Source organism: Timaviella obliquedivisa GSE-PSE-MK23-08B, from assembly GCA_019358855.1.
Lineage (GTDB): Bacteria > Cyanobacteriota > Cyanobacteriia > Elainellales > Elainellaceae > Timaviella > Timaviella obliquedivisa.
This window is the reverse complement of the sequence record JAHHII010000023.1, coordinates 1-18512: the sequence shown is the minus strand read 5'-3', so window position 1 is coordinate 18512 and position 18512 is coordinate 1. Positions and strand designations below refer to the sequence as shown.

At 45.9% G+C, this 18512-nt stretch carries 15 protein-coding genes, 1 tRNA gene and 1 pseudogene; 10 read left to right on the top strand and 7 right to left on the bottom strand.

Annotated features, from left to right (window positions below; translation table 11 throughout):
- Nucleotides 1-120: 120 nt before the first annotated feature.
- On the bottom strand, nucleotides 121-300 hold the full coding sequence (locus tag KME11_22345) for a hypothetical protein (protein ID MBW4517951.1): 180 nt from the start codon (nucleotides 298-300) through the stop codon (nucleotides 121-123).
- 1 nt (nucleotide 301) lies between these two features.
- Here KME11_22345 and KME11_22340 point away from each other — a divergent pair, with 1 nt between their 5' ends.
- The 6 genes from KME11_22340 to KME11_22315 all read left to right on the top strand — a co-directional run bounded on the left by KME11_22340 (nucleotide 302) and on the right by KME11_22315 (nucleotide 5060).
- Nucleotides 302-1594, top strand: a complete 1293-nt coding sequence (locus KME11_22340; protein ID MBW4517950.1) for an ATP-binding protein — start codon at nucleotides 302-304, stop codon at nucleotides 1592-1594.
- The gene (locus KME11_22335; protein MBW4517949.1) at nucleotides 1591-3273 is read left to right on the top strand and encodes a tetratricopeptide repeat protein; all 1683 of its coding nucleotides are present in this window, start codon (nucleotides 1591-1593) and stop codon (nucleotides 3271-3273) included. The genes KME11_22340 and KME11_22335 overlap by 4 nt, the downstream gene beginning before the upstream one ends.
- A gap of 235 nt (nucleotides 3274-3508) precedes the next feature.
- Nucleotides 3509-3676, top strand: a complete 168-nt coding sequence (locus KME11_22330; GenBank protein MBW4517948.1) for a hypothetical protein — start codon at nucleotides 3509-3511, stop codon at nucleotides 3674-3676.
- Between the two features lie 45 nt (nucleotides 3677-3721).
- Nucleotides 3722-3928: a hypothetical protein gene (locus tag KME11_22325; GenBank protein MBW4517947.1), complete on the top strand. Its 207-nt coding sequence runs from the start codon at nucleotides 3722-3724 to the stop codon at nucleotides 3926-3928.
- Nucleotides 3929-3936: 8 nt separating this feature from the next.
- Nucleotides 3937-4200 (top strand): type II toxin-antitoxin system RelE/ParE family toxin, encoded by a 264-nt coding sequence (locus tag KME11_22320; GenBank protein MBW4517946.1) that lies wholly within the window; start codon nucleotides 3937-3939, stop codon nucleotides 4198-4200.
- Between the two features lie 407 nt (nucleotides 4201-4607).
- Nucleotides 4608-5060: an Orange carotenoid protein gene (locus KME11_22315; protein ID MBW4517945.1), complete on the top strand. Its 453-nt coding sequence runs from the start codon at nucleotides 4608-4610 to the stop codon at nucleotides 5058-5060.
- A gap of 191 nt (nucleotides 5061-5251) precedes the next feature.
- On the opposite strand, the gene gmk is transcribed toward KME11_22315, so the two are convergent.
- Both gmk and KME11_22305 read right to left on the bottom strand, forming a co-directional pair.
- Nucleotides 5252-5818: a guanylate kinase gene (gene gmk, locus KME11_22310; GenBank protein MBW4517944.1), complete on the bottom strand. Its 567-nt coding sequence runs from the start codon at nucleotides 5816-5818 to the stop codon at nucleotides 5252-5254.
- Nucleotides 5819-5942: 124 nt separating this feature from the next.
- Nucleotides 5943-6206: a DUF370 domain-containing protein gene (locus tag KME11_22305; GenBank protein MBW4517943.1), complete on the bottom strand. Its 264-nt coding sequence runs from the start codon at nucleotides 6204-6206 to the stop codon at nucleotides 5943-5945.
- A 796-nt stretch (nucleotides 6207-7002) separates the two neighbouring features.
- On the opposite strand from KME11_22305, the gene KME11_22300 reads away from it, so the two are divergent.
- A complete protein-coding gene (locus KME11_22300) occupies nucleotides 7003-8751 on the top strand; it encodes an NFACT family protein (GenBank protein ID MBW4517942.1) in 1749 nt (582 codons plus the stop codon).
- A gap of 267 nt (nucleotides 8752-9018) precedes the next feature.
- On the opposite strand, the gene KME11_22295 is transcribed toward KME11_22300, so the two are convergent.
- Together KME11_22295 and KME11_22290 are read right to left on the bottom strand one after the other, a co-directional pair.
- Nucleotides 9019-11106, bottom strand: coding sequence for a hypothetical protein (locus KME11_22295; protein ID MBW4517941.1), 2088 nt, complete (start codon nucleotides 11104-11106; stop codon nucleotides 9019-9021).
- Nucleotides 11107-11222: 116 nt separating this feature from the next.
- Nucleotides 11223-11304 (bottom strand) — tRNA-Leu (locus KME11_22290).
- A 63-nt stretch (nucleotides 11305-11367) separates the two neighbouring features.
- Here KME11_22290 and KME11_22285 point away from each other — a divergent pair.
- Nucleotides 11368-14337, top strand: a complete 2970-nt coding sequence (locus KME11_22285; protein MBW4517940.1) for a UPF0182 family protein — start codon at nucleotides 11368-11370, stop codon at nucleotides 14335-14337.
- Nucleotides 14338-14344: 7 nt separating this feature from the next.
- On the opposite strand, the gene KME11_22280 is transcribed toward KME11_22285, so the two are convergent.
- Nucleotides 14345-14665 carry an STAS domain-containing protein gene (locus tag KME11_22280; GenBank protein ID MBW4517939.1) on the bottom strand — a complete coding sequence of 107 codons (321 nt, stop codon included), beginning with the start codon at nucleotides 14663-14665 and terminating at the stop codon, nucleotides 14345-14347.
- Nucleotides 14666-14992: 327 nt separating this feature from the next.
- On the bottom strand, nucleotides 14993-15961 hold the full coding sequence (locus KME11_22275) for a stage II sporulation protein M (protein MBW4517938.1): 969 nt from the start codon (nucleotides 15959-15961) through the stop codon (nucleotides 14993-14995).
- Between the two features lie 1140 nt (nucleotides 15962-17101).
- On the opposite strand from KME11_22275, the gene KME11_22270 reads away from it, so the two are divergent.
- The gene (locus KME11_22270; protein MBW4517937.1) at nucleotides 17102-17884 is read left to right on the top strand and encodes an RDD family protein; all 783 of its coding nucleotides are present in this window, start codon (nucleotides 17102-17104) and stop codon (nucleotides 17882-17884) included.
- 17 nt (nucleotides 17885-17901) lie between these two features.
- Nucleotides 17902-18109: pseudogene (locus KME11_22265) on the top strand (ATP-binding protein).
- The last annotated feature ends 403 nt before the right edge of the window (nucleotides 18110-18512 follow it).

Sequence of the window (18512 nt, the reverse complement as noted above, 5' to 3'; positions counted from 1 at the left end):
TGAAGATTACCTAGGTTGAAGTGAAGATTACCTGGATTGAAGTGAGGATTGCCTCAGTTGGAGTAGAAAAATTTTAGTTTAGGAAGAGGGTTGCTTGGGTTGGAGTAAGGATCGCCTGGGTTAGGGTAGAAAAATTCTAGGTTGAGGAGAGGATTGCCTCAGTTTGGAAAAGTTGAGAGGTTTTAGAGGTTGATCGCCATGAATTTTGGGAGAGCGATCGCTCAAACGACAAGCCGCGATCGCAGAGCCGCACTGAACAGGCATAATGATAAGCACGCTTACCCTCATCTGCTTGGTCACTATGTCTGTCCTCCTGGAAACCTTTCAAGCGGCATATCGCAATTTAGAGCTTCAGCCCTTAATGACTCCTAAAGAGCTAGATCATTTGCGGGTGTCTTATGGCGATCAGGTCATTGAGGAATTAGTGCAACTGATTGAAGACAGCAACGCTGGCGATAGTAAAGTCATTTTTTCGGGGCATCGGGGCTGTGGTAAGTCAACGCTGTTGGCAGAGTTTAGCCGGAGTCCCATGTTAGGCGATCGCTACTTTGTCGTGCTGTTTTCAATTGCCAGATCCATCGAAATGTCTGATGTGGATCATGTCAATGTTTTGTTTGCGATCGCCCTTAACCTCATGCTTAAAGCCGAGCATGAAAGCGTAGCCCTGCCTAAAGCCACCCGAGATGCCATTTACAAGTGGTTTGCTGAGTTAACCAAAACCGATGTCAAGGAAATTAAAGGAGAAGCCGGATTTGGCTTTAATTTCCTTGAAGCCATTAGCTTCAAACTTCAAGCTAACACTACGCTGCGGCGAGAAATCAAACAAAAATATGAACGCAACGATTATGAACTTGTTGCCCAACTCAACATCATTGCCGCCGCTCTGCAAGACGCAACCCAAAAGAGCCTCCTCGTCATCATCGACGATTTAGATAAACTCAATCTATCTGTTGTCGAACCGATCTTTCGAGACAACATCAAAACCCTGTGTCTGCCTGGCTTCCACATCATCTACACCGTCCCGATCGCCATCTTGCGCGACAAAGACATTCTGCCCACCCTAGAAACCGAAACCAACGGGCAGATTATCACCATGCCCGTCATCAAACTATTTGCCAAAGACTTCGCTAATGACCCCAGTGCCTCCATTAATGCAGAGATTCTAGATACGCTCTGCACCATTCTCCACCGTCGTATTCCCGACACCCTGATCGATCGCGCCACCGCAGAACAATTAATCCGCTACAGCGGCGGCGTATTGCGCGAACTGATTCGGATTGCGAGTGAATCTTGCCGCATTTGTTTACGCTTGATTCGTCGAGATCCAAACCAGCTAACGTTGCAAATCAACGCAGATATTTTAGACGAAGCCGTGAACAAACTTCGGAATGACTTTGCAATCCGATTAGGCAAAGTGGACTATGAGATTCTCCAAAAAACCTATACCGATCTAGAACCAGAAGATCCGGCACAGAAGGAATTCTTAGATCTGCTCCATAATTTACATATTTTGGAATATCGTAATCGCAAAATTTGGTACAACACCCATCCAATTGTGGTGGAGCTTTTGAAAGATCGGAAGTTAATTCCATGAATGATGTCCTGCCTGCTATTGATCCAGACAACCAAGATGCCTACGATGATCTGTTGGTATCGCTAGAAGCGGGACAGGGCATATCTTCTCTGCTCATTGCCGCTTGCGATTCTCCCCAACTCCGTCAAGCCATTGTGCAGCGCTACGAAGCTGAGTTAGCTCCCAATATTCACAGCTTTCAGGTACACCTTGATCTCCAAGATCCAAGCTTGCACCGTGCCCTCGTCCAACTGGTCGCCCGATCGCCCTTGCTTCAACAGGGAGAACCCGCGATCGTTACAGTTTTGGGCATCGAACAGTTATTTTTCCTCCAATTAGATCCCGCAGAACCCTCGCAGCAGTCAACTTTCCTGGGCTACTTGCAGTGGACGCGAGAAGCTTTAGCCGCTTTCCACTTTCCCATTGTGCTGTGGGTAACTCACCAGTTCATGGCAGCCCTCAGCCAAGAAGCCCCCGACTTTTGGAGTTGGCGCAAAGGCGTTTTTCGCTTCGTTGCCAAGCCCAATACCTTCCTAGTTAGTGAATTAGACGACTTACGCCCCGCTTTTGCCGAGTTAGGCTTACCCGATGGAGATGAAATTCAGATTCCCCTCACCGATCTACAAGCCCTGATTACCCAAACCGAGGCCCGTCGCCCCAATGATCCCCTTTTAGGCACGTTATATCATCAACTTGGGCGCATTTATGCCCAACGTGTCAAACAAGGCAATGCTCAAGATTACCCCCAAGAAATTGAACTAGCGACGAACTATTTTCAAAAAGCTGTCGCCTTGCGAGAAAAGCTGGGAGAGCAGGAATCAGTCGCGAGTAGTTTGGTTTGGCTCGGTAGACTCTACCAAGATCAAGGGCGCTACAGTGAAGCGGAACCCTTGTATCTCCAAGCTCTGGAAATCTATCAATCGCAACTGGGGCAAGACCATCCCTCCACTGCCACCAGTCTCAACAATCTAGCAGGATTATACGAGTCGCAAGGGCGCTACAGTGAAGCAGAACCCTTGTATCTCCAAGCCCTAGAGATCAGGCGATCGCAACTGGGGCAAGACCATCCAGACACCGCCATGAGTCTCAACAATTTGGCAGAGTTATACAGGTCGCAAGGCCGCTATAGCGAAGCAGAACCCTTGTATCTCCAAGCCCTAGAAATTTGGCGATCGCAAGCGGGGCATGACCATTCAAACACCGCCACCAGTCTCAACAATTTGGCAGCATTATACGACTCGCAAGGGCGCTACAGTGAGGCGGAACCCCTGTACCTCCAAGCCCTAGAAATTTGGCGATCGCAACTAGGGCAAAACCATCCCGATACCGCCACCAGTCTCAACAATTTGGCACTATTATACAAATCGCAAGGGCGCTACAGTGAGGCGGAACCCCTGTATCTCCAAGCCCTAGAAATCTGGCGATCGCAACTAGGGCAAAACCATCCCGACACCGCCTTCAGTCTCAACAATTTGGCAGCGTTATACGATTCGCAAGGGCGCTACAGTGAGGCGGAACCCTTGTATGTGCAGGCATTAGAAATTCTGTTTCCTCGTTTGGGCGAAAGTCATCCCAATATGACCATTGTTTTTAGTAACCTTTATACTTGCTTGCAACAGTCACTAGAAGCAGGGCACGGCGATCGCCTCTCCGACCATTCTTTGACCCAATCCCTTCTTCAGCAATTGAGGACACCGTAAAATCATGGAGTAGCGATCGCCTAGCCCTCTCCAGTTGCATACAATAAAATGAATTTCATATTGCTTGAGGCGATCGTCATTGTGAAACCAACCGAGATCGAATTTTCTGAAACTCTGAATTCAGCCTTAGAACGCCTCTCTTATCAAACAGGGCGATCGTCCCTTGAGTTAATTCAAGAAGCCGTCGAGATCTACCTCTCCCAGCAAAACTTTCCTCTCCCCCCCTTCAATTGGTATGGGAGCCAGCAGCAGAAACGACCTATCCCAACGAGATGAAGAACTACTGTGGCAAGACTGCTGGCTTGCCCTGCTTCAGCCAGTGGCAGAATCAGAACAAAACTATGCCACAGGCAACATCCGTAGAGGGAGCGTTATAGACCTAATGGCGGAGCTAGACGGCTAAAACCCTTAAACTAGAGCAAAGAAACTGTTCTGGAGCGAAGTTAAAATGCAAGTTAAAGACCTCACCACCGATGAACTTAAAGAACTCATCAAAGAAACCGTCGCAGAAGCACTTCAAGAACTTCTACCAGACCCCGACGCAGGAAAAGAACTCAAAGCAGAAGTCAAACAACAGTTGCTCCACATTCAGCAGCGCAGAGCCAGCGGAATGCGCGGAATTCCAGCCATAGAAGCGATTGAAAAGCTTGGCTAAAACAATTCATGAGTTATTCGATTGAATATGAACCGGAAGCGATCGCCAACCTAGAGAAATTAAGCGTCACCAACCGAAAACGAATCATCGCTAAAATCAACTGGCTCGCCGAAAATTTTGAACAAATTACGCCACAACCTCTCACCGCAGATCTCTCTGGATTCTACAAACTCAGAATAGGAGATTATCGAGTCATCTATGAATTCAACATAGAAGAAAGTATCCTTTTCATCGATAAAGTTGGTCATAGAAGTGAAATTTATGATGAGTGAATCTTCTAGGCAACAAGGCATAGAAGCAGCCAAAACTGCAAGAACAATTCCACAAGCGATCGCAGAGTAGCACTTGAGCAAATAACTTATTCCGTAGTCTGGTCGACCAGGGCGATCGTTATCGTCAAACTAACCTGAACTCACGCTAAACAAATCTCTCTAAGCATCCCTTCACCCAATCTATTCTTCAGCAATTGAGGACACCGTAAACCTAGGACAGAATAGGAAAAGAGGAGAAACAATGGGCGAGCGTCATCTGCATCCGTCTTATGAAGTGGATTCCGTTTCTATCTTCTGTAGGATTGTTCTGCGCTATGCATTCGTTAGCCTGTCCAAGAAAGCCAGGAGAGCTTTTCTCTTGAGCAATCATTGCCAGCCAGAAAAACAATTCATTTCTTGGAGTTTCTATGACCTACACAGTTGATCAAAATACCAAACCCGCTTTAGACGCTTTTCAACGTTTTGATGTAGATACTCAACTTGCCTTACTTTGGTACGGCTACCTGGATATTAAAGATGAGCTAAATCCAGCACCTCCTCCGAGTGTAGAAGCTGTTGGTCAAGCAGTATTCGACCAAATTCAGGCATTGTCTCCTCAAGAGCAACTGCAAGCCCAACGTGATCTTCTCCAAGGTGCAGGCACAGAAATTTGTCGTGCCTACAATGCTCTGAGTCCTAATGCTCGTTTGGAAGTTTGGTTGCTGCTCTCCAAGGGGATGGAGAACGGCACAATCATTCAAGTCCCGTCTGATTATGAATTACCTTCTGAGACAGACGAGTTTTCAGCAATGATCAAAAAGCTTGACTTAGAGCAGCGTATTAACTTCATGTTGAGCGTTATGCACGAAGGGGCTAAATAGCTTTTGAAATGCGATCGCCCTTCTACTAAATTCGACCCAACGTTGATGGTGCTGTGTCTTTAAGGTGCCGCACCATTTCTTAATACCATCAGACGCTTACTCTGGGGGATGCTCAATACAGCCATACGTGCTGCTAAAGTACGACAAGAATTAGAAGCCGTCAAAACTGAAGGAATATAGAAGTAGCTTGACTATCGAGAAGCCATCGGCATAAACAGCGCATCCTCAATTCGCACCAAAGCTTTCTCCAGGTCATCATTCACCACCTGCATATCAAACTCATCCGCAGCATTCACTTCTGCCTTTGCCCGCTCCAAACGACGAGCGATCGCATCTTCCGTTTCAGTTCCCCGATTACGAATGCGGAACTCTAGTTCAGGCATTGAAGGCGGCAGAATGAAAATGCGAAACGCCTCTGGAAAAGTTTGGCGAATCTGTCTAGCCCCTTCTAGCTCAATTTCTAACACCACCCATCTACCCTGCCGAATCTGTTGTTCCACAGGGTAGCGAGGCGTTCCATAACAATTTCCAGCAAACTCAGCCCATTCTAAGAGTTCTCCTGCCGTCACCATCCGTTCAAACTCCAGGCGACTCACGAATTCATAGTCTTTGCCGTTGACCTCGCCCAGCCGAGGCGTGCGAGTCGTCACCGAGGTAGACAAGTAAAGCTCTGAGTGTCGCTTGAGGAGCGATTGCAGTAGAGTTCCCTTACCGACCCCGCTAGGCCCTGTTAAAACAATTAGTCTGCCTGTTCTCATAGCCCCAGTGAATGTAAGAGTGTGCGATCGCGAACTGTATTCTTGCTTACTAAAAATATATCTCAATGAGAGTTTTTTAGAACCACTTTTCAGAATCTAACGATAGCATCCCTAAAACTTAAAACTAATTGTCTCCATTAGAATCTTTGCTGACGACAAAGCGATTTGCCACAGTTTCAGGCTGAATTGCCGATAAAACAACATGTCCAGAATCAGAAATAATGACGGCACGGGTACGACGACCATAGGTCGCATCGACCAATTGTCCGCGATCGCGAGCATCATTAATAATGCGCTTAATGGGCGCAGATTCAGGGCTAACAATGGCAATGACTCGATTTGCAGAGACAATATTGCCAAATCCAATGTTAATCAACTTAATGTCCATAGTAATACCGACGTGAGATTTTTGAGCTGCTAGCTGATTGTTGATACTGCTCATAGAAGTAAAATGCTTTTTGTAGGGGATAGTTAAAGTAGTGACCAACAAGTGTCTGTTTTTATGGCAGCGACCTTAGAAAGATGAAAACAAGAGCAATCTAGAAACGACAGGTCAGAGAACTATATCTATGAGACTAACTTCCATGTTATCGGCATTTTTTTCGACCTTCAAGCTCATTTCTAACGAAACCATTCTTCGTTAAAGTCTTCTCTACTCACAATAAAATCACCTTCAAAGCCCCTTTCACAAAACTTACTTGAGCAACTCTGAACAAACCAGAAATGCTATTCTAATCTCACTTGTGCTAAGAGTCTACTCTCTATGGACTGTAGACAAATCAAGCAGTTAAGAAAGAGACATCAGTTTGCTTACCCACTAATTCATTTACTTTTGCAAAATCTTGAAAATTGTTAGTAAATCACAGACTTGTATCCAAACATTGTAGGTAATAAAAGACGGAATATCCTTCACCCAGTTGCATCATCCTATCGGGTGATTCTTCAGGTATTTGCCTGAAATATACGCGATATGAAGGAAGAAAATATACGCGATATGAAGGAAGAAGAGATTTCAGTTATTGTATTAAGCGGTGGTTATGATTTGAAATAACAGTGCTAATGCTAGAAAGATGGTTATTCTATATCTAAGTTTTATTCCTATGTTTAAATCTTAGATGACCTGAGAAGTTATCTAGATAGAATTCACCAGAGTCTTATTTTTATTCCTTTACCTATTATTTATTTTGCAACCCGTTGACTTCACAACTCTGACAGCCGCCTGCACCGAACTTCGGGCAGAATGGTTGCCTGCACGTTTAGAGCAAGTTTACCAGCGCGATCGCCATACCCTTGCGATCGCGTTACGCACTTTAGAGCGTCGGGGATGGTTAACCATTTCCTGGCATCCACAAGCCGCGAGAGTTTGCATGGCAGATGCGCCACCTCGCACGCCTGATACCTTTACTTTTAGCCAGCAGCTACGGCATCAGTTAGGTGGATTAGCGCTAGTCAGCATAGAGGCGATCGCCCCTTGGGAGCGAGTGATCGATTTACAGTTTGCCCATCGTCCTGGTGATGCAACCCTGTGGCATGTTTATGTGGAAATTATGGGCAACTACAGCAACGTCATTCTGACAGGATCTGATCACTTGATTGTTACAGCCGCTCACCAAGTCAGCAATCAACAATCTAGCGTTCGCCCCATTCAAACCGGGCAGCCCTACGAAATTCCGCCCGTTTTAACAAATCCCATCCCTCGTTTGGACGAATCGCAAGAGCGGTGGCAGGAACGAATTAACTTAGTACCTGGAGAATTAAAGCGGAATTTGTTGAAAAGCTATCGAGGTTTAAGCTCGTCCTTGGCGTTGTCGATGCTTCGGACGGCAGGAATTTCAGATCATGCAGTCAGCGATCGCCTCACGCAAACTGAGTGGAAAAGGTTGTTTGAATGCTGGCAGAAATGGTTAACCCAATTAGAAAATCAGCAGTTTCAACCGGGCTGGCTAGAGCAGGGTTATACCGTTTTGGGCTGGGGAGTTCAGCCCTCTCGCCAACCATCTGAAAGCCTGCAAGCTATTCTGCACCGTTACTACACCAATGAACTTAGCCAACAAGAGTTTGTTCAACTTCGTCACCAAATTAGTCAACGGTTAAGCAACTTACTTAAAAAGCTTTACGTTAAAGCGCAGGACTTCCGGCAACGATTGCAGCTTTCCGATCGAGCTGACGAATATCGTGAACGTGCTGATTTACTGATGGCATACCTGCATGAATGGCAGCCCGGAATGAAACAAATTACACTAACAGATTTTGTAACGAATCAGCCTGTGAACATTCCTCTTGATCTAGAAAAGAATGCTGTGCAGAACGCTCAAGCCTTTTACAAACGCCACCAAAAGTTAAAGCGATCGCGCCGTGCCTTAGACCCACTTTTAGCAGAAGTGCAAACCGAAATTGACTATCTTGAACAAGTCGAAGTCGCCATCACCCAACTTGATCAGTACCGTACCTCCGAAGACTTAGAATCGTTAACTGAAGTGCGTGACGAATTGGTGCAGCAAAATTATTTAGATGATCCTGAACAACGTTATCGCAACGTCAGTCAGCCTAGCACCAATTTTTTACGCTACAAAACTCCCGGTGGTCATGAGGTGCTGATTGGACGCAATAATCGCCAAAATGATCAACTAACGTTTCGGCTGGCTGGCGACTATGACCTCTGGTTCCACACTCAAGAAATTCCAGGTAGCCATGTGCTACTGCGGCTAGAGCCAGGGGCGATCGCTGACGAGTTAGACTTACAGTTCACAGCAGATTTGGCAGCGTTCTACAGTCGAGCACGGCAAAGTGACCAAGCGCCCGTAATTTACACCACGCCTAAGCTAGTTTATAAACCGAAGGGCGCAAAGCCAGGGATTGCAATTTATAAGCAAGAAACAGTACTTTGGGGACAGCCGCAACGCGGGAGAACGTTTGAGGCTACTTCAATGTGATTCTCTACCAGAGTCAGTCTTAAAATTTACTTTGTCTTAAAGGTTAATTCTGCCCCTTCCGGTACAATGCTTTCAGGCAGTAAGTATACTTTTTGACCTGAATCCCTTAACCACCAACCCCATGACCTATCAAGATCATCTTCATCCTTGGTGCATTCTCCGTTTACTGCCTGAAACACGATCAACCGTGGTTGCTAGATTTCGCGATCGCACAGATGCAGAAGCTCATCTCAAGTTGCTTAATCAATTAACACCCTCAGCTACTTATCAGGTATTTTTTGAACCCATAACAGATACCTCAGAACACTTAACAGAAGAGCATGAAACTAAAGAGTAGGAACGCGCCAGATGATTGCGCAGGAGACTATTAGTAAAGCGATAGCGACCGTCCAAACGTTGCATGAGCATTTGTTGGGTAACATGCTTGAGAAAGCGATCGTAGTTCCAAGGAATAGAGCCGTTGTACCATAGCATGACTCGCAAAATAAAATGCTGAAGGCAAGAAATGCCAACTATTAATCCACTGATAGAGCCCATCATTAGTCCTGTCTTCAGCAGGACAGGAGGATAGTAGAGAATACGAAACATTAACGGAATAAACACAATAGAGCTAACAAGATCAAAGAAAATGTTTGCAATACTGCTGAAGATGCCGCTGACTAATAAGCCCACCACAAAACCTATCAAGGTAAGGATGAGTGTGTTCTTTGCCGAATGCCACATTCCATGATTTAGAGGTGTTTGACGTTCAAGGGTATTGCCCAACAACCCGGTCAGTAATGCACTCATCAAACCAGTTGACACAATAATAACTAAGCCTAAGGTGCTTCCTGAGTTTAAAGTTGCTTTAATAGTTTTAAGGTGAATGGGATCCACCATAAAAATAACTGAACAAATGGCAACTAGAAATACTCCGAGACAGAGGCTACCGATAATTCCTTGTAGCAAGCCGATGAGTAAGCCTCGTCGGGCTTGGTCTCGTGACCAGGAAAGAGTTTCTACAAAGTTGATCTGATTAGGAAATGCCGCGATCGCGCCTGCAATTAAGCCCCAAAACACAGGCGAAGTGATCCCCAAATTGCTGATCAAATTGGTAACAGTGGCGATCGCTCCCGCCACTCCTCCTGCCATCAGCACCACACCGATTCGATACAGCCGTCGCTGTCCCTGACTCGCCAACCAACTGGGCTGCATCCGCTCAATTAAAAATTCACTCTGCCCACGCTTCTGTAAGTTTCTAGCCAGCCACCCTAGCCAATGCAGGGTTTGGGATGGCTGAGGCTCTTGCCCAGTCGGTGAAACAGAATAGAAATTATCTCGTCCTAAATATTTTTCAAGATAGAGTGCTATTAAATCATCGGCGTGGTTAACAGGGCAGGTAGGATTGAGCAACAGCAGGAGATGCAGCAGCAGAGGCGACTGAGCTAAGCGCATCAGATTCAAATCTTTGTGAATAGTCTGCAAAATCTGAGGTTGGGCGACCCCTTGGGGGTATGCTGAAGCGATCGCCTCTAGATAGGCTTGCACCTGTCTGACAGTTAAAGGTTGAAGCCAAAGGGTGCTAATTACATTGAGTGAAACAGCGCAATGCTGATATGTTTCTGTCTGACTGCACACCACTAACCCAGGCGGTTGAAACGTCTGTTGAAACTGATTAATTGCTTCTAAGCAGCCATCCTGAAGTTGCCTGCCTAGCTCATCTAAACCCTCTAGAAAAGGTAAAAACTGATGGGTTTCTAGCCAATCCTGTCCTACATCTAAACAAAGCCCATACTTTGCTTTTAGCTCTATGAGAAACCATTGTTCAAAAGACAAATATTGCTCTGTCCAGCTACTAAGGTTAAGTAAGATGGGCAAAGGTTGATCTGAGTGTGCTGACGATCGCGCTAAACATGCCTCTACAAAGTTCATGAGCAACGTCGTTTTACCCGCCCCTGAAGCCCCTAAAATCAATAGCCTTTTTGCCAGTTGTGGTTGCTGAAATGCTTCTAGCATGTGCCGAGTAGTCGTCAATTTTACAGCTTTTTGACCAACTCGCAGTTCGCCATTCCAAAGCAGTTCACGACCCAGGAGATGAAGTGAGGCAGAAAGTCCTGGCTGAGTGGTTGATTGGGCTACCTCTCTTTTAACTTGGTGAAGCAACTGTTGGCGCAATTGCTTTTTTTGAGAAGGGGAGAGAGGCTTAATGCCTTGAATTTTAGGGGCAAGACGATTTGCTAAAAGTCTAGATAAATAGGGCAATAAACCCACAAGCAATAGAGCGATCGCTCCCATGCAAGCCGCGGTTGCCGGGGCAATGTGCTGGAACACTGGCTGCAATATGATCGGGTGTAATACGATGCACTGAATCGTCATGAGCGTTGCGATAAACTGCTCCATCCTAAAAGATAGCCTTCAAAAAATAAACGCTGAAGGATACACAGCTAGTATAAAGGCGCTCTAGCGCATTTTCGCTCGAATCAAGATTTATATGCGGATGAAAGGACTTGAACCTTCACTTCTTACGAAACCAGAACCTAAATCTGGCGCGTCTACCAATTCCGCCACATCCGCATCAGCCTTATCATAACAGATAGCGATCGCCACTCAACTCAAAATTTTGCTTAAATTTCGCCTATGAACATCAAACATCCTAAATTTCTTCAACGCGTCATTTTCTGCCTCGGTATCTTGTTTGCCTGCGATTTGCTGACATTTCTGTGGGCAGAAGGGCAATGGTTTGCAGAGGTAGGGTATTTGAGCATATTTTGGCTCAGGCTAGGAACCCAGGGATTAGGGGGAGCCCTAGTGGTGGTCATAAGCTTAGTTTTTTTGGGCATAAACGGATCAATCGCTCGTAAAAACGTCGAATCTGCTCAGCTTCTCAAAGGCGATCGTCCTAATTTTTGGGGCAGTATGGGCATCGCCAAACTGTTGTCGTTGACGCTGTTGGGTAGTCTATGCGTGGCAGGATTGTTGGTTTATCAAGGACAGTTAGTTGCAGAATATTGGCGCAATGGGTTCGACCAGCCATTAACTCCGCTAGTAGAACTACGATTAGGCAAGCTTTGGCAAGCCGTTCAAATGTGGGGCAAGCAAGCTTGGCAATTGGCACTCTTGGGGGGCATCGCGATCGCCATTCTCGTTTCACCGCAAATTTTATTGGGCGCGATCGCCGTACTCATCAGCTTAGGCTTTGGACTACTTCTATCAGAACATTGGTCAACCCTACTCGCGGCATTTTCACCCACTGCCTTTCATCAAACTGATCCACTATTTGGTCAAAATATTAGCTTCTATATTTTTGCGCTACCTGCCTGGGAACTGTTAGAGTTCTGGTTTATGGGGCTCTCTGCCCTAGCCCTACTCTCGGTCAGCCTGATTTATCTTTTGTCAAGAGATAGCCTCAGTCAAGGCAATTTTACAGGCTTTACCGATTCTCAGAAACGCCACCTTTATGGTGTGGGTGCTGTGTTTTTAGGCGTGATTACTTTTACAAACTGGCTCAATCGCTATCGTTTGCTTTACAGACCCGATGGGGTTGTGTTTGGTGCAGGCTACACCAATGCCAACATTCAGTTAACGACCTACAACTTGCTGACGGGGTTAGGGAGCATCGTAGCATTAGGGTTGTTATGGACAGCCGCAGCTTACCAATCGCCCCAAAAACTAAATCAATCTGTTCGCCTGCGATCGGCAAAACCAGGTCTCCAAAAATTATCGCTGCAACAGATTGCTTTCCAAAAAAACTTGTTGCCGCTCTGGGGGGTTGGCATATTTCTTACCCTCTCTATACTTGGCGAACTAATTTTACCGACCGTCGTTCAACGTGCTGTGGTTCAGCCTAACGAATTAGAGCTAGAGCAGCCTTATATTCACCATGCGATCGCCTCAACTCGCCAAGCATTTGGATTGAGTGACATTAAGATAGAAACGTTTGATCCTAACAACGGGCTGACGATCGAAGACTTAAAAAAGAATAGCCCAACCGTAGAAAACATTCGCCTCTGGGATACCCGCCCCCTATTAACGACCAATCGCCAACTCCAGCGCATTCGCCTCTATTACGAATTTCCAGATGCAGATATCGATCGCTATCTTCTACCTACTGCTAACGGCACGATCGCACCACAGCAGGTCTTAATTGCAGCGCGAGAACTTGATTATGGCGCTGTTCCTGTCGCTGCCCAAACCTGGGTCAATAAACACTTAATTTATACTCATGGGTACGGATTTACCCTCAGTCCGGTGAACACTGCTAGAGAAGGAGGCTTACCCGAGTATTTAGTGCAAGGGATAGAACCTATGACGATCGAGCCTCGCATTCGAAACTATATTCCGATCGGTAAACCTCGCATTTATTATGGAGAAATGACCGATACCTATGTCATGACCCAGACACAGGTAAAAGAACTCGACTATCCCAGTGGCAGCGACAATGTTTACAGCACCTATGACGGACGAGGCGGAGTCGGCATTGGTAATTTTTGGCAACGCTTGATCTTAGGAAAACATTTGCGAGATTGGCAGATGATTTTGACTAATGATTTTACGCCTCAAACTAAAGTATTATTCCGACGGAACATTAATCAACGCATTAGGGCGATCGCTCCCTTCCTCCGCTACGACAGCAACCCCTATTTAGTGGTTGCAGATACTCAAGGCAAACAATGGCAGCAGAAAGGAACAGATCTTCCCAATCCTAGTGATGTAAATTCTACTGATGAAAGCTACTTATACTGGATGATTGATGCTTATACAATGAGCGATCGCTATCCCTATTCCGATCCACTCACCCATCCTTTTAACTACATTCGCAACTCTGTCAAAGTAGTAGTTGATGCCTATCATGGCTCAGTCAATTTCTATGTTGCAGACGAATCAGATCCCATCATTCAAACCTGGAAGAAAGTGTTCCCCAACGTATTCCAGTCTTTAGACCAAATGCCAGAAATACTGCGTCAACATATTCGATATCCGCAAGATTTATATGAGGTGCAATCAAATCATTTAATGACCTACCACATGACCGATCCGATTGTATTTTATAACCGAGAAGACCAGTGGCGAGCCCCCAATGAAATCTATGATGCCGAGCAACAGTTAGTTAAACCTTATTACCTCATTACCAAGTTACCGGGTAGCCAGCAGGGCGAAGAATTTATTCTGCTGCGTCTCTTTACGCCTGCCCAACGCAATAACCTCATTGCCTGGCTCTTTGCCCGTTCAGATGGCGATCAATACGGAGAAATGCGGCTGTATACGCTTCCAAAACAGCGATTGATCTATGGCCCTGAACAAATTGAGGCACGAATCAACCAAGATCCAATCATTTCTCAACAGATTTCTTTGTGGAATCGGCAAGGTTCGCGGGCAGTACAGGGCAATCTATTGGTGGTTCCCATAGAGCGATCGCTCCTCTACGTCGAACCCCTCTATTTAGAGGCAGAGTACAACAAGCTTCCAACTCTAGTGCAAGTCATCGTGGCTTACCGCGATCGCATTGTCATGGCAGATACGCTACAAAAAGCACTAGAAGCCATTTTTCGCCCAGTCGGAGAGAAGCCCGCGATCATTCGTCCAGTCGAAGAAGAGACTTTTTTTTAGGAGAAGTCTACGCTCCTGACAAAGCACTTTTAAATTCATCAAGATTTCTGTAGGTCTCGAATAGCTTCTCCATGCCAGCCATCTCAAACAGCATTAGAGCCTGCCCACCTAATGAACAGATTACCAGTCGTCCCTCAGCCTTTTGCACCAACTTCAAAGCCGACACCAACGTTCCCAACCCACTACTATCCATAAACATCACTTCACAAAAATCAATCAGCAAAACCTCAACCCCTGTTTCAAGCGACTGCTTTGTCCAAGCTACCAACTCACCTGCATTGCCCGCACTTAGAAGGCGATTCGGTTGGAAGATATCAAAATTAGCCATTTGCCTCAGCCAAATAAAGTAGATCTACTTCAGTAGGCAGGCACAACTAAATGTACGGTTTGTGAGATAACTATCTTGCTGACCTCACCTCACAGCCGAGACGGTTGTCCTACATTTAACTCAGCCCGTCTACTTACATCTTCATAAATAGTTCATTTCTTTGCCATACAGTTGAGTAGAAATACGTTGTTCTTATAGAGTCTCGTCATTAGCCCTGAGTAAGTAAAACTTTAAGTCACGAGCATCTCTCAGGTTTTCTTCTCACCTTGGATCAAAACCTTAACAGGAGAGGCAAAAGACCATGCTTGAGATTTTTCATTCTCTTAACTACTGTTGACTAAGGGCAGGTTTGCTGCGTTTCAGGTAAGTCAGCAACGCTAACAGTAATCCTGTACCCGCTAAATACTTTAAGAAGCTAGGCACAACTAGACTGGGTGAGAAAAATCCCTCAATTGCCCCTGCTATCACCAGCATAGGAACAATGCCAAACATGAGGTGAGCAGCTTGCTGTCCATGAATCTTCAAGGCATCAATGCGGCGGTACTGTCCTGGAAACAACAATCCTCTGGCGATGAGAAACCCTGCCCCGGCTGCAAAGAAAATGGCGGGAAGTTCCAGTGCTCCATGGGGAAAAACAAATGCCCAAAAGGGATAAGCAAGATTATTTTGCCCCACTAGTGCCGAAATTGCGCCCAAAGAAATGCCATTAAGCAACATGATGAAAGTGGTGTAGATGCCGGCGGTGATGCCTCCTGCAAGAGCAGCAAATGAAACCTTAATGTTGTTGATCATGATATTACTGGCAGCAAATGGTTCTACGCCTACAATGCTTCCCATCCAAAGCTCCTGACGATCGCGCACCTGTGTAATCAATGCTTCAGGCACAACTAACGCCATAAATGCCGGATCTTGCCAAGCCACCCAAAAGCTGATCAGCCCTGCTCCCAACAAAAGTGCAGTACCCAGGGCAATGTAGCCGCGCGATCGCCTCACTGCTGCCGGAAAGCCCCAGAGCACAAAGTCCCAAACTGCCTGCCATTCTTGCCGCCGTGCGCCTTGATAAATTTGTGTATAGCTGCGGCTAGTCAACGCCTGCAAGTTTTGCACCATTAAGTGACCTAAGCCTTGGGTGCGAGCACGCGCCAAATCTGCCGATACCGAACGATAGAGACTAGCAAGCTTCTGAATTTCACCAGCCTGAAGTGACTTTAGCCCGCGTTTTTCGACTTGTTTTAATAGATCATCAAGTTGTTTCCAGCTTGTTTCACGGCGGGCAATCCAGCGTTGAAGGTTCATCTTTCTGCACTCAATCTGTAGAGAAACGGGTACTTTAATCTCCTGTCAGGCATCATAACAACAGCCCTGCTCTCATTCACCTTCACACCCATGTCTCAACTCCATTATCCCGAACTGCTTCAACCGCTCAGCCCAGGCAACACGGTCAATGCAGGCGTTCGTCTTTATCGTGCTCACTTTAAGGAATATTCAGGAATTGCTGTCACTACAGTTTTATGGATTGCGGGGTTGTTGGTTTTGGCTGTGCCGATCGCCTTCATCTTCTATGCCGTGTTGCCTGCCACAATTGCGACTCTGCTGCTCATTCCTTTAGGGTTTGTCTTGAGCTTCTATTGCTTTGGGCGGTACTTAGCGGGGTCTGCGGCAATTTCTCGGTTGGTCTTTAAAGAGCTATTCGTTGAACCCGAAACTGCAAAAGACGCGAAACGCTTTACCAATGCTCGGTCTTGGGGCTTCTGGTTAATTGGATTAATCCTATTTGTGCTCTTCTCTGCCCTAATTATTGGCGTGTATTTGGCATTAGCGATCGTTCTAGCACTGGTTTTTGGTAGCCTTGGAGGATTTACGGCACTTCAGAACAACCCTTTTGGGATGCTAGAAGGACTCGTGCGAAGCCCAGCAACGGCGATCGCCTTATTCCTCGGCATCTTGGCTCTCGTGCTCTTCTTCACGATCGCTTGGACGTGGGTAGCGGCAAGATTTGCCATTGCCGAGTTGCCCTATGGCATTGAACCGGAGACAAAACCAGCCGATTCAGTGGGTCGTAGTTGGACTTTGACCGAGAAAAATATCTGGCATACGGTCATGGTGTTATTCGTCTCCTCACTAATTATGGTTCCACTCAGTGTGGCGCTTCAAATTGTTAGCGCTATCCTGCAAGTGATCTTGGTGGGACTATCAGGCACTGATAATTCGGCTGCTCTAACAGTCGTTTATCTTGCTAGTTTCGCCTTGGGAATGCTAGGGATTGTGATTACCTTGCCTATTGCCCAATCAATTAAGGGAGTTTTGTACTTCGATTTATGCAATCGTCGAGAAGGACTTAAGCTGCAACTGCGAAGGGATAAGTCAGAAGATACTTCAGGAAACAGAGATTCAGTTAATGAAATCTCAGCAAACAGTGTCCCAGCAATGCCAACTCTGGATCTGTTTAAGAAGGTGATTTTGCTTACCCCAGAAAGCGTTGAACTAGAGTTTACCTTGGCAGGTATTGGCAATCGGGCATTGGCATTGCTCATTGATAATTTGCTCGTGCTGTTAGGCATTTCTTTTTTCTGGTTCTTTGGAACTTTATTTGCAACACAAGTTGCAACTACTCTATCTCCTGATAGCTACGCCGTAGCTGCACTATGGTTCGTGGCGATCGCTATCCTAGGTACATTCGTTATTTCAGCCGGATACTTTGTTCTATTTGAAACCTTGTACCAAGGTCAAACCCCTGGCAAGCGTTTTGCTCAAATTCGAGTCATTCGAGATGATGGCAGACCCATTGGACTAACTCAAGCGTTGCTGCGGGCTCTACTTAGACCCATTGATGATACTTTTTTCATTGTAGGAGCCATCTTAATTTTATTTGATCAAAATGAAAAACGTCTAGGAGACTTAGTGGCAGGAACGTTGGTCATTCAAGAGGAACGAATGCTTGTGAAACGAGCGATCGCCCTTTCTGAGAGCGCCCAAAGTCTGGCTCGGCAACTTCCCATCCTCAGCGATATCACCCAACTCCAACCAGATGACTTTGCGATCGTTCGAGAATTTCTACAACGCCGCGATTTTTTAACTGCTAAAGCCCGGACTGAACTCAGCATGAATCTAGCACGTCAAGCCCGAATCCTTATCTATCTGGAGACTATTCCTCCTAGAGTTACCTCAGATCAATTCTTAGAAGCAATTTATTTGGCATATCAAAGCGGTAGCACCTAGAGTATATTTATTATAAATTGTTGTTTGAACTAATCTCCCATCCCTATAAGCGCCGAAGTTTGCTGGTCACAGCGAATCAAGCCGTTTAGTCAGTAGGATAGCATCTTCAGCGACTCAATGATGACGGTTACCGCGATTGATCGCTTAGTTCACCATGGGACAATTATCGAACTGAAATTAGAGAGCTTTCGCAGGCAATTGGCAAGTTTTCGCACCTCATCTTAGTAAAGTATCTGAGGCTATCTTCTACTCCTGTTCTAGCTGCTTCATCACTGAGTAGCAGTCAAAGGTCAATTTATGCTGTCTAAATTTAGAGCAATGCCGCATTCCAAGAGGTGGCCACAAGTGCATTCGCTTCATTAGTACAATATCCTAGTTATTGCCGTTTCGAGTGGTCGCGATCTCTTCCTTTTTTAATCTCTCAAGCTACCCTGGTCAGTTCAAACAGAGAAGAAAATGCTTTCAAATTAATATGCTATTGCAGTTAACATTTAACAAGCAGTAGCCTATCTGAATACTACGAGTGATTACCTTTTTTTGATAGCAGTAAGCCCCCTGCTTTACATAGGAAGCAGAGGGCTTATTGTTTAATATCAACCTGGCATTGAGCTATTTTTGCAGGGAGCTA